Source organism: Caballeronia sp. LZ043 (assembly GCF_031451075.1).
Lineage (GTDB): Bacteria > Pseudomonadota > Gammaproteobacteria > Burkholderiales > Burkholderiaceae > Caballeronia.
The window spans coordinates 1,476,551-1,489,060 of the sequence record NZ_JARUXT010000003.1 but is presented as its reverse complement, the minus strand read 5'-3'; the positions used below and the strand labels follow the sequence as shown (position 1 = coordinate 1,489,060).

Below are 12,510 nucleotides of genomic sequence, written 5' to 3'. Positions count from 1 at the left end.
AAACAGCCATGAGCACCCAATCCATCAAGTCCCTGCAAATCGGCATGCACTGGTTTCCGGAGCGCGCGGGCGGCCTCGACCGCATGTACTACACGCTGGTCGGCGCGCTGCCGGCGGCGGGCGTCGAGGTGCGCGGTGTGGTTGCCGGTTCGCCGCGCGTGGCGGTCGATTCGGGCGGCGCCATCCGTGGTTTCGGTCCGGCCGCGCAGTCGCTGCCGCGCCGCCTGATGAACGCACGCAGCGCCTTGCGCGCCAGCCTCGATATGGAGCGGCCCGACGTCGTCTCGTCGCACTTTGCGCTGTACACGTTTCCCGGACTCGATGTGACGCGCGGCATCGCGCAGGTCTCGCACTTCCAGGGGCCGTGGGCCGACGAGAGTCATGTCGAAGGCGCGGACACGCTCGGTCAGCGCGCGAAGCTGATGCTGGAGCGGCGCGTGTATGCGCGTTCGTCGCGGCTGATCGTGCTCTCGGAAGCGTTCGGGCAGATCCTGAGCGCGCGTTACGGCGTGCCGGAAGAACGCATCCGCGTGGTGCCGGGTTGTGTCGATGTCGCGCAGTTCGACCAGAAGCTGAGCCGCTCGGAAGCGCGCCGGAAATTGCAGTTGCCGGCGGGGCGGCCGATCGTGCTTGCGGTGCGGCGGCTGGTGCGGCGCATGGGGCTCGAATCGCTGATCGACGCCATCACGCGCGTCAAGCAGAAGGTGCCCGATGTGCTGCTGTTGATCGCGGGCAAGGGGCGGCTTGCGGAAGAGTTGCAGGCCCGTATCGATGCCGCCGGTCTCGACGACAACGTCCGCCTGCTCGGCTTCGTTCCCGACGAGCAGCTGGCTTCGCTGTATCGCGCGGCGGACCTCAGTATCGTGCCGACGGTGGCGCTCGAAGGCTTCGGGCTGATTACGGTGGAGTCGCTGGCATCGGGAACGCCGGTGCTGGTGACGCCGGTGGGCGGCCTGCCGGAAGCGGTGCGCGGGCTGTCGGAGGATCTGGTGCTGGCGTCGACGGGCGTCGATGCGATTGCGGACGGCCTGATCGCGGCCTTCGACGGCACGCTCGACCTGCCGGACGAAGCGGCTTGCCGGCGCTATGCGTGGGAGCACTTCGACCGCTCGGTGATCGCGAAGCGCGTGGCAGCGGTTTATGAGGAAGCGATTGCGGAAGGACCGATGCACTGACGTGCTCCAGGCCGGCCTTGGGAAAGGCCGGCCTGAAGTCTGAAGCACCCACTAAGCCGCGACTTGTGCGCTCATCGAGTCGTACATCCATTCGAGCGTGTCATGAATGGGCGTATGCGGCACCTGGCCGATCACCTGCCGCAGCCTGCGATTCGAACCGACCAGCCGCGCAATCTCATTGCGCCGCATGAAGCGCGGATCGACGAACACGTCGATCTCATAGCCCGCGATGCGCGCGAGCATCTGCAACATCTCGCCGAGCGAATGGCTGCGGCCGGAGCAGACGTTGAAGGTCTGGCCTGCCGGAGCGGCGTCGAGCAGCTTCGCGTAAGTCGCGACGACATCCCGCACATCCGAGAAATCGCGGCTCACGTGGAGATTGCCGAGCGAGATGCGCGCCTCCCGCCGCGCATGATGCCCGACGATCTTCGGCAGCACATAGTCCTCGCTCTGCCCGACGCCCGTGTAGTTGAACGGCCTGACGAAGACCAGCGGCAGGCGGTCGAGCCAGAGCCGGGCCGCGTGCTCCATCGCCAGCTTGCTGACGGCGTAGTCGTTGGCGGGCTGGATGGGCACTTCTTCGTCGATGGTCTCGACGGCCGCATTGCCGTACACGTTCGCGGTGCTCGCGAGCAACACGGCGCGCGGTTTCTTGTCGAGCGTGCTGAGCGCGGCAAGCAGATTGCGCGTGCCGACGATGTTCACCATATACGTCTTGCCCGGCGCATTGGCCGTGACATGGGCGGCGGCGGCCAGATGCACGACCACATCCGGACGGGCATCGGCGACGAAGGACTTGAGCGCCTCCATGTCGAGCAGATCGACGGATATGCCGACAGCGTTCGGCACGTCGTCCTCAGGAGAGGACGTGACCGTGCCCCAGACGTCATGGCCCGACTGCGTCAGAACGGCGGCCATGTGCCGGCCGGTGAAGCCGTTGAGGCCGGTGATGAGTGCGCGTCTTGCCATGGCGCGTCAGAAGCCGGGCTGGGTTTCGTTGCGCTTCAGATCCGCCTCGGTCATCATCCTGCACAGTTCCTCCAGCGTGGTCTTCGGCTGCCAGCCGAGCTTCTCCCGCGCCTTGTCCGCGCTGCCGATCAGCAGATCCACTTCAGCCGGGCGATAGAACTTCGGATTCACCCGCACCAGCGTGCGGCCGGTGGCGACATCGATGCCGCGCTCGCGTTCGCCCTTGCCCGCCCACTCCAGCTGATAGCCCGCCGCGCCGAACGCCATGCGCACGAAGTCGCGCACGGTCTCGGTGCGGTTGGTCGCGAGCACATAGGTATCGGGGTCGCTGGCCTGCAACATGCGCCACATGCCCTCGACATATTCGGCCGCGAAGCCCCAGTCGCGCTTCGCATCGAGATTGCCGAGTTCGAGCAGTTCTTCCTTGCCGAGGCGGATCTTCGCGACGGTATCGGTGATCTTGCGGGTCACGAACTCACGGCCGCGCAACGGCGACTCGTGATTGAACAGGATGCCGCTGCAACCAAAGATGCCATACGACTCGCGGTAATTGATGGTGGTCCAGTGCGCGAACAGCTTGGCGACGCCGTACGGGCTGCGCGGATAGAACGGTGTTTCCTCGCATTGGGGAATGGCCTGCACCTTGCCGAACATTTCCGACGTGGAGGCCTGGTAATAGCGGATCTTCGGATCGATCACGCGGATCGCTTCCAGCAGATTGAGCGCGCCGAGACCGGTGACGCCCGCTGTCGTCGACGGCTGATCGAAGGACACGCCGACGAAGCTCTGCGCGGCGAGGTTATACAACTCGCTGGCTTCGGCCGTTTCGAGCAGCCGCAGGTTGGAGCCGAGATCGGTCAGATCGTGTTCGACGAGGCTCAGTTTCGGATGACGGTCGATACCGAGTTCGGCGATGCGCCAGAAGTTCACCGAACTCGTGCGGCGATACGTGCCGACCACTTCGTATCCCTTGTCGAGCAGAAGCTTGGCGAGATACGCGCCGTCCTGTCCTGACACGCCGGTGATGATCGCTTTGAGCTGCGAGGCCATGAGTTCCGCTCCTGAAGATGTCATGAGCCGATTCTAGGGAAAAGAAATCGAAAAAATATCCGCGGGATTTTCATTTCCGGCATGCGCGCTTTTTTTAATGCGCGAGATCTTTTTTGAACGTGGCACGACGCGGGAGCGATTAAAGAAGGCCTCACCGTGCAGACAATATTTTCGTTTTTTTAGCTTTATTTGGCCTCTAACCTCCAGTCGTCCAAACGGGTCGTCCAGACCGTGCTCAGGGGAGGGAAGATTGCCGCGCATTGTGTCGTCGAAACTGATCTGCACGGTCCTCTGCGTCGCGTCCGCACTGGCGGGATCGTACGCGGCGGCCGCGGCGCCGCGCGTGCTCGACGCCAGGACGTCGTGGATCGGCAATACCTCCGGCTTCGGCGACGGCACCTGGACGCAGATCAATATCACCGCGATTGCCGTCGCGCCCGACGGCCGCGTGTTCACCAATTCGCCGTGGGACGAAAGCGGTGCCGAAGCAAGCGTGTATCGCGACGGCAAGATGCTCTCGTATGCGGGCGGCACGCATGGCTGGGGCGCATCCGGCGGCAACGCGGTGGCGGTGAATGCGCACAGCGTGTTCGTCGCGGTGGGCGTAGGTAACGAAAAAGGTCGGCTCGTCAGGTCGGGTGTGTGGCCGCCTGCGGGCCGGCACTGGATTGGCGTGTCGCGGCGTGACATCGACGATCCGAAACGCGCCATGCCCTTCGATGGCGCGCCCGATGCGGACAAAGCGCTCGTGAGCGCCGACGACCCGGCCGCGACGCTCGCGCGCAGCTTCCTGAAGATCGCCGACACCACGGACGATGCCGCGCGTGGCGACATCGGCGGGCTGGCGGCGAACGATGCGCTCTTGTATGTGGCCAATACGGCGCGGGATCGTATTGAGCGCTACGACGCGCGCTCCATGCAACCGAAGTCGCAATGGAGCGCGCCGCAGCCGGGACGCATCGCGCTGGCGCAGGACGGCTCGCTGTGGGGCATCGTCGAGAGTCTCGGCGCGCATCCGCGGATCGCGCATTTCAGTGCTTCGGGTGCATTGCTGGACGACGCACCGCACCTCGCCGACGAGACGATCGCCGTCGATATCGCGCTCGACCGTCAGGGGCGCCTGCTCGTCGCCGATAACGGCCCGCGTCAGCAAGTGCTGTTGTTCTCGAAGCAGGGCGGCGCGTATCGCGAAACCGGCACGCTGGGCGAACGCGGCGGTATTTTTTCAGGCGTGCCCGGCAAGCCGGGACCGCAGCGCTTCAACGGCCTGACGGGCGTGGGCGTGGATGCGTCGGGCAACGTCTATGTGTCGGGCAACGGCATCGGTGCGCGCGACGGCAGCATCGGCGCGGGTCTCGGCGCGACGCTCGAAAGCTATTCCCCGGCCGGTGCATTGCGTTGGCAGATGCAAGGTCTGCTGTTCGTCGATGGCGCGTGGATCGATCCCGCCCGGCCCGACAGCGTGTACACGGGCAACAAGCGCTTCGAGCTGGACCTGTCGAAGCCGCCGGGACAGGAATGGCGCTACGCGGGCTTCCTGTCGGGCCGCTTCAAGTATCCCGACGATCCGGTGTTCCACGTCGATCAATGGCCCGGCCTGCCGATCGCGCGCCGGCTCGAAGGCCGCACCTTCCTGTACCTGACGGACATGTACGCGGATCACCTGAAGATCTATCGCTTCGACGCGAAACGCGACGGCGAACTGGCGATTCCTTCGGGCTTCATCGCGGGGCGGCCGCGTCCGGTGCAGAACGTGCCGAACCGGCCGGAAGGCGGCGAATGGATCTGGCGCGATCTCGATGGCGATGGCCGCTTCGAGGCCGGCGAATTCCAGCGCAATCCGGGCACCGCGCGCATTACCGGCGGATGGGGCTGGTGGGTCGATACGAAGGGCGACATCTGGCGCACCAGCGATGTGAAGGGCATTCATCGCATCCGCTTCGGCGGCCTCGATGCGCACGGCAATCCCATCTATGACTACGCGCGCATGCAGACCTATCCGGTGCCGGCGCCTTTCACGGAATTGCGCCGTGCCGTATACGACGCCGCGACCGACACGATGTACCTCACCGGCTACACGGCCGACGCGCCCTTCGACCGCCGTTACTGGAAGGAAGTGGGCCGTCGTCTGGTGCGCTACGACAACTGGTCGAATGGCGCGCGCCTGCGCTATGCGATCGACCTGCCGTGGGACACGCAGGCGAAACCGCTGGCGACGGTCATCGGCGTGACCGTGGAGGGGCAATACGTGTTCGCGGTGGAACCGGTCGGCGAGATGCACGTGTACGACAAGGACTCCGGCAAGGAAGCAGGCGTCATCCGGCCCGGGCCGGAAGTGGGCCGGGCATCCGGCTGGGTGGACGTGCCCAACGGCATCAGCGCACACCGGCGCGGCAACGGCGAATACCTCGTGTTCGTCGAAGAGGATGCGCGCGGCAAGGTGACGATGTACCGCTGGACCCCGTCAAGCTGAACGCGCGAGGAACGACGAATGGAAAGAAGCATGGTGCGCAACGTGGGAATCAACTTCATCGGGTTGATCCTGCCGACCTTCGTGTCGCTCGCGACGGTGCCCGCGTATATCCGGCTCGTGGGCGTCGAGCGTTATGGCGTCATCAGTCTCGTATGGACGCTGATCGGCTATTTCAGCATTCTCGATCTCGGCATGAGCATGGCCGCGCAACATCAGATCGCGAAGGCGCAGGCGGCCGGCGATGTCGCGCAGCGCACGCGCGTGTTCTGGAGCGCCGTATGGCTCAACTTCGCGACCGGCGTACTCGGCGGCGTGGCGATCTACACCGGCGCCTTCGCCTATACGGCCTATGTCGCGCACTCCGCGCCGGCGTTGCAGCAGGAGGTGTATCGCGCGTTGCCGTGGCTTGCACTCGCGATACCGCTCGCGAACGTCTCCTGGGTTTTTGCGGGCGCCATCAACGCGATGGAACGCTTCGGCGTCTATAACGCGAACCAGACTTTCGGCACCTTCCTGTTTCAGCTCTTGCCGCTGGGCGCGGCGTGGTGGATCGCGCCGAACCTGCAGACCGTGATCGCGGCCGCGGTCGTCGCGCGTCTGCTTGCGGCGCTGCTGCTCGCCCGCGCGAGTCTCAGGCTGCTCGATATCCGCCGCATCGAATGGCCGACGCGCCAGGTCGCGGGCGGCCTGTTCCGCTTCGGCGGCTGGATGCTCGTGTCGTCGATCACCACGATGCTCACCGATTCGCTCGACCGCGTGCTGCTCGGCGCGCATCTCGGCGCGCGCTTCGTCACGTATTACACGGTGCCGCAAAACCTCGTCACGCGCCTGAACATGCTGCCCAACGCGATGGTGCGCACGCTGTTCCCGCGTCTTTCGGCCATCGATCGAAGCGACGCGAACGGCATGGCCGCGACGTCGCTCACCTTCCTGAACGGCGTGTTCACACCGCTCGCGCTGTTCGCGATGCTCGTGCTCGAACCGTTCCTGCATCTGTGGATCGGCGCGGACCTCGCCGTGGAGAGCGCGCCGGTGGGCCGCATTCTCGTGATCGCCGTGTGGCTCGTCGGACAGGCGGGCGTGACGCGCATCCTGATTCAGTCACAGGTCGATCCCGCCAAGGCCGCGCGTGCGGGACTGGCGCAATTGCCGTTTTTCGTCGGCTTGCTCTGGTTCGGCATCGAACGCTACGGGCCGGTGGGCGCCGCAAGCGTGGTCGCAGTGCGCGCGCTCGCGGACTATGCGGTCCTGCTCTGGATGTCGCGGATTCGCGCGCGGCCCATCGCGCTCGACATGCTTGCGCATCTCGCGTTTCTGCTCGTCGCGCTTGCCGTCGGCAGCGCAATCGATGCAATGGCGCATCCCCTCCAGGCTGTCACGGCAGCGGCGCTCTTCACCTTCGTCAACGCAGCATGGTCCGTGGCGACACGTCCTTCGTTGCGTGCGCTGGCGCTGACCCTGGCGGGCAAGTTCATCGGCAGGACCCCTTCACCTCTGAAAGCGAGGCGTGACGCATGAGCACTGAATTCGAAGACGCGTTTGTCGGACGCGCAAAGACACGTCACTTCCTGCGCGATGACGGTCCCGCGCCGCAACCGCGCGCCGTGACACGCCAGCCCGGCATGCCGCGCGTGGCGATCGTGCATGACTGGCTCGTCACGTATGCCGGAGCGGAACGCGTGCTGGAACAGATCATCGCGTGCTTTCCGGAAGCGGACATCTTCAGCGTCGTGGACTTTCTCGAAGACCGCTCTTTCCTGCGCGGCAAGCAGGCGGCGACGTCGTTCATCCAGAAGCTGCCGTTCGCCCGGACGCGCTATCGCGCCTATCTCCCGCTGATGCCGCTCGCGATCGAACAGCTCGACCTCTCCGGATACGACCTCGTCATTTCCAGCAGCCACGCCGTGGCGAAAGGCGTGCTGACCGGACCCGACCAGGTGCATGTGAGCTACGTGCATTCGCCGATCCGCTATGCGTGGGACCTGCAACACCAATACCTCAAGCAATCCAATCTGACGGCGGGCGCGAAGTCGCTGTTCGCGCGGTTGATCCTGCACTACATGCGCAACTGGGATATCCGCACGTCGAATTCGGTGAATCACTTCATCGCCAATTCGGATTTCATTGCGCGGCGGATTCACAAGGTGTATCGGCGTACGTCCAAGGTCATCTTTCCGCCCGTGGATGTGGCCTCGTTCGAAGTGTGCGAGCAGAAGGAAGATTTCTATCTGACCGCCTCGCGCATGGTGCCGTACAAGAAAATCGATCTCATCGTGGAAGCGTTCGCGCGCATGCCGGGGCGCAAGCTGGTCGTGATCGGCGAAGGCCCGGACATGGCGAAGATCCGCGCCAAGGCGACGCCCAATGTGGAGATCATGGGTTATCAGCCGTTCGCCGTGCTGCATGACCGGATGCGCCGCGCGAAAGCCTTCGTGTTCGCAGCCGAAGAGGACTTCGGGATTTCGGTCGTGGAAGCGCAGGCGTGCGGCACGCCGGTGATCGCGTACGGCAAGGGCGGCGCGCTGGAAACGGTGCTCGATGCCTCGCACGAACGGCCCACCGGACTGTTCTTCAACAGCCAGACGCCGCAGGCGATCATCGACGCCATCGATGCCTTCGACAGCGGCGCGCTCACCTTCGATCCCGCCGATTGCCGCGCGAACGCCGAGCGTTTCTCGAACAGTCGCTTCCGCGAGGCATTGCATGCGCATATCTCGCGGATGGCGCCGCAGTTCGTGCTGCCGCCGCTGCCGGTGGAGGAGGCGCCCGAGCCGCCTGCCATCGACGAGATGCAGCAAGCGGGCTTGAAAGTGCTGGCCGTCGACCAGAGCGGGGCGCTGGGCGGCGCGGAGTTGTCGATGCTCGAAGTCGTGAAGAACATGCGCGGCGACGTGCAGACCGTCCTGTTCGACGATGGCCCGTTCCGCATCGCGCTGGAAGCGGTCGGCGTGAAAGTGGACGTGCTCGACGGCAAGTCGCTCGACGGCATGCGCAAGGACGGCAAGGCGCGGCCTGGGATGAACATGCTGGGCGGCATGCTGAAGCTGTTGCGCGGCACGCTGGAACGCTCGCGCAACGCCGACGTGATCTACGTGAACACGCAGCGCGCGATGGTCATCGGCGCGATTGCGGGACTGATCTCGCGCAGACCGGTGGTCTGGCATCTGCGCGACATCGTCAGCGAGGAACACTTCGGCCGCACGCAACTAGCGGTCATCAAGTGGTGCACCAAGCTGATGCTGGAACACGTGATCGCCAATTCGACCGCATCGGCCGCCGCCGTCACGGCACTGACGCGGTTGCGCGAGGAACGGCTCGATGTCGTGTTCAACGGCATCTCGGCCGAACCGTTCACGGATATCGAAGCCGTCGCGCAACACGAACTGCGCGCGCGTTTCGGCTTGCCGCGCGATGCGTTCCTGGTCGGCTGCTTCAGCCGGCTCGCGCGCTGGAAGGGTCAGCATGTGCTGCTGGAGGCGCTGCTGGAGTCGCCGGACATGCATGCGGTGCTGGTCGGCGCGGCCTTGTTCGGTGAAGACGCCTATGAAACCGAATTGCGCGCCTATGTGGACGAGCATGGCTTGCAGGACCGCGTGCATTTCCTCGGCTTCCAGGACGATATCGCCGCCTGCATGAAAGCGGTGGACGTGGTCACGCATACCTCGATCATGGCGGAGCCGTTCGGGCGCGTGATCATCGAAGGGATGCTGTCGAAGCGGCCCGTCGTGGCGACGCGAGCAGGCGGCGTGATGGATATCGTCGAGGACGGCGAGAACGGCATTCTCTGTTCACCCGGCGACGCCGCCGAGCTGGCGCGCATTCTCGACCGTCTGAGAAAGAATCAGCCGTTGCGCGAGCGACTTGTCGAGCAAGGTTATGAGAATGCGACGAGCCGCTTCGGCACCGAGCGCTATGTCGAGAGCGTGGAGAAGATTCTCGTCGATGTCGCGGAGCGTTCGCGCAAACGCGGTTGAGTCAGCGCCTGCGGCGCGTGCGCCGCAGCGCCGCTGACCACGCCATCGCGGGCTTCTCCACGGCGGCATGGAAGACCAGCGCCACGCACACCGCAACGGCAGTGAAGCCGAACGAAGCCCAGATGTCGGTCTGTAGCGCGGACCTGAACAGCACCGATCCCAGCAGCACGAAAATGGGCAGATGCACGACATACAGCGAGAAGCTGAACGTGCCCAGCCAGGACAGGAAGCGGACCACGGGCGATGCGCGCATCGGCGTATCCAGCGCGCCGTGCAGGTAGACGGCGAAGGCGAATGCCCACAACTGGAACGCCGCATATTGCGCGAGGCTGAATGCGCCGCATCCGGCCAGTGTGAGCACGCCGGCCAGCATTCCCATGCGCGGCCGCGCTTCGATTCCCCGCGCTTTCGCTTCCGCGATCCATGCGCCGAGCATCCACGCGAACCAGTAGGACGTGAACACGACGATGCCGCGCGGCGCGAAAACCAGCGCCGACAGCACGTTGATGACGCCGACGCCCGCCATCACGCCGCCCATGCCGATGCGCCGCCGCAGCGCGATCAGCATCGGATACACGAGATAGAACTGCACTTCCACTGAAAGCGTCCAGAGCGCGCCGTTCGACCCGAAGGTCTTCCCCGCGATGCCCTGCAACGAAAACAGATTGACGAGAAACGCGCTCAGGTCGAAGGGATTGATCTTGTGGCTGACAGGCAGGAACGTGCTGCTCAGCGAATCGAGCGCGAGCGTCAGCAGCAGCGCGGCGATCAGCACCGGATAGATGCGGACGAAACGACGCAGCAGGAAGTTGCCGCTATCGAAGGGAGCGAGCGGGTCGGCGATCAGCTTGCGGGCCATCGCGCGATGGATGCAATAGCCGCTGATGACGAAGAACACCGGCACGCCCGCCGAGCCCCAGGCAATCGGGAAGGTCAGATAGCTGATGAGTGCATTCGCGTCGAGGCCATGCAGGCTGCGATGAAATTGCTGCATGCCGATCCACGTTACCTGCCGGCAATGAAAGTACGCAACGAGCAAGGCCGCCGCGCCGCGCCATGCGTCGATGGCGACATCCTGGCTGTCCGACAGGAGGCCTTCATGACGTGCGGCAGCGGGCGTGAAGAGAGAAGAATCGCTCATGGAGTGGAAGGTCGCGCGAGAAAAGAATGCGTCGATCTTAGGGCAGCAGAAATGGCACGAATAACGAAATAATTCGCGGCACGGGCGCTCATTTTTTATCGATTTTTTTCTGTTACGGTCGATGCCTGTCTAACGTCGAATGGATGCGGATCATGGATATGCATGCGATTGCCGGCGTGGCGGTGCTGCTCGTGCTGGTGGCCGCCTCGGCCTATCGGGACGCACTGCGCAACGACCCCCTGAGCCCGTTGCGCAAGCGCGGCTCGAATCGCGTCCCGGCGCCTCAGATGGACGACGCGGAATAAGCGCCGCCCGAGCGCTGCAGCGGACCACCGGGTCCGGGGACATCTCAATCACGGGTTTCGATCTGGAGGAAAGACTCATGCTCAAGGTGACCAAGGCCGTATTTCCTGTCGCGGGTCTCGGCACACGCTTCTTGCCCGCGACCAAGGCCAGTCCCAAGGAAATGCTGCCGGTGGTCGACAAGCCGCTGATTCAATACGCGGTGGAAGAGGCCGTCGCCGCCGGGATCACGGAGATGATTTTCGTCACCGGCCGCGGCAAGCGCGCCATCGAAGATCACTTCGACAAGTCCTATGAACTTGAAGCCGAACTCGAGGCACGCAACAAGGAAGCCCTGCTCGACGCCGTGCGCAGCATCAAGCCGGCGAACGTCGATTGCTTCTATGTGCGCCAGCCGTCCGCGCTCGGTCTCGGTCACGCGGTGTTGTGCGCGGAACGGCTCGTCGGCCAGCAGCCCTTCGCCGTGATGCTCGCCGATGACCTGCTGCACGCGCCGCAGCCGGTGATGAAGCAGCTCGTCGACGTCTTCGATCACTATCACAGCTCGGTGATCGGCGTGGAACGCATCGCGCGCGAGGACAGCGCTTCGTATGGCGTGATCGAAGGGCGCGAATGGGAAGAGGATGTCATCAAGATGTCGAGCATCGTCGAGAAGCCGCAGCCGGCGCTCGCGCCGTCGAATCTCGGCGTGGTCGGACGCTATGTGCTGATGCCGAGCATCTTCCGGCATCTGCGCGAGACACGGCCCAATGCGGGCGGCGAGATTCAGCTGACCGACGCCATCGGCGCGCTGCTCGGCGAGGAACAGGTGCTCGCGTATCGCTATTTCGGCACGCGTTTCGACTGCGGCAGCAAGCTCGGCTATCTCAAGGCGACGATCCAGTTCGCGTTGCAGCATCCCGAAGTGCGCAAGGACTTCGAGCAGTATCTGCGCGCGGAAGTATGGGCGTTGATGCCGGAGTTGATTGGGGAGGAGGGAGAGCAGGCGGAGTCGGTACCGACTTGACGCAGGAGACCTCCCTGAGGCGCGACTCAACGATCCTGTAACGCACAAGCATGCGGGCGGTGTTCTTAGGAATTGAAACAAGGTCGCCGGCGCGCCTGCTTGACTGGGTACGATGGCTTCGAAGTGGTTCGGCCATCTTTGAGTTCGGCTCATCGCGTTCGCTGAAGCGGTCATAGTCGCTCTCCCCTCCACGCGAACTACTCACGCGTGTTTCCTCGTTAGTGTGCAAGGCCCGACTATGGGCCTCTTTCACTCCGCTCCGACGAGCGTATCTTGGATTGGTGCTTTCCTTGGCGCGATTCTTTGGGGGATGTGAAATGATTCAGCCGCCATTGCTAATCGGACTGATTCGTTTCGTACCCACCTTTGTTGATAATTCTGAAAACGCGGGCAATTAGAACAAAGAGCTAATGAACGAG

At 64.2% G+C, this 12,510-nt stretch carries 9 protein-coding genes; 6 read left to right on the top strand and 3 right to left on the bottom strand.

Annotated elements, in window-relative coordinates:
* Positions 1-8 precede the first annotated feature (8 nt).
* Positions 9-1,175: a glycosyltransferase family 4 protein gene (locus QCE64_RS26855; protein ID WP_310007161.1), complete on the top strand. Its 1,167-nt coding sequence runs from the start codon at positions 9-11 to the stop codon at positions 1,173-1,175.
* A 51-nt stretch (positions 1,176-1,226) separates the two neighbouring features.
* Here QCE64_RS26855 and QCE64_RS26850 read toward each other — a convergent pair whose 3' ends face one another.
* Both QCE64_RS26850 and gmd read right to left on the bottom strand, forming a co-directional pair.
* On the bottom strand, positions 1,227-2,144 hold the full coding sequence (locus QCE64_RS26850) for a GDP-mannose 4,6-dehydratase (RefSeq protein ID WP_309933994.1): 918 nt from the start codon (positions 2,142-2,144) through the stop codon (positions 1,227-1,229).
* Between the two features lie 6 nt (positions 2,145-2,150).
* A complete protein-coding gene (gene gmd, locus QCE64_RS26845) occupies positions 2,151-3,194 on the bottom strand; it encodes a GDP-mannose 4,6-dehydratase (RefSeq protein ID WP_309817780.1) in 1,044 nt (347 codons plus the stop codon).
* A gap of 250 nt (positions 3,195-3,444) precedes the next feature.
* Here gmd and QCE64_RS26840 point away from each other — a divergent pair, with 250 nt between their 5' ends.
* From QCE64_RS26840 to QCE64_RS26830, 3 genes are read left to right on the top strand one after another with little or no spacing between them, the layout of a single operon-like run.
* The gene (locus QCE64_RS26840) at positions 3,445-5,667 is read left to right on the top strand and encodes a hypothetical protein (RefSeq protein WP_404987444.1); all 2,223 of its coding nucleotides are present in this window, start codon (positions 3,445-3,447) and stop codon (positions 5,665-5,667) included.
* 30 nt (positions 5,668-5,697) lie between these two features.
* Positions 5,698-7,185, top strand: a complete 1,488-nt coding sequence (locus QCE64_RS26835) for an oligosaccharide flippase family protein (RefSeq protein WP_404987473.1) — start codon at positions 5,698-5,700, stop codon at positions 7,183-7,185.
* Positions 7,182-9,641, top strand: coding sequence for a glycosyltransferase family 4 protein (locus tag QCE64_RS26830; RefSeq protein ID WP_310007156.1), 2,460 nt, complete (start codon positions 7,182-7,184; stop codon positions 9,639-9,641). Before QCE64_RS26835 ends, QCE64_RS26830 begins: the two co-directional genes overlap by 4 nt.
* 1 nt (position 9,642) lies before the next feature.
* On the opposite strand, the gene QCE64_RS26825 is transcribed toward QCE64_RS26830, so the two are convergent.
* The gene (locus tag QCE64_RS26825) at positions 9,643-10,782 is read right to left on the bottom strand and encodes an acyltransferase (protein WP_310007154.1); all 1,140 of its coding nucleotides are present in this window, start codon (positions 10,780-10,782) and stop codon (positions 9,643-9,645) included.
* A gap of 152 nt (positions 10,783-10,934) precedes the next feature.
* On the opposite strand from QCE64_RS26825, the gene QCE64_RS26820 reads away from it, so the two are divergent.
* Both QCE64_RS26820 and galU read left to right on the top strand, forming a co-directional pair.
* Positions 10,935-11,087, top strand: a complete 153-nt coding sequence (locus QCE64_RS26820; RefSeq protein WP_309817768.1) for a hypothetical protein — start codon at positions 10,935-10,937, stop codon at positions 11,085-11,087.
* A 77-nt stretch (positions 11,088-11,164) separates the two neighbouring features.
* Positions 11,165-12,091, top strand: coding sequence for a UTP--glucose-1-phosphate uridylyltransferase GalU (gene galU, locus QCE64_RS26815; RefSeq protein ID WP_310007152.1), 927 nt, complete (start codon positions 11,165-11,167; stop codon positions 12,089-12,091).
* Positions 12,092-12,510 lie beyond the last annotated feature (419 nt).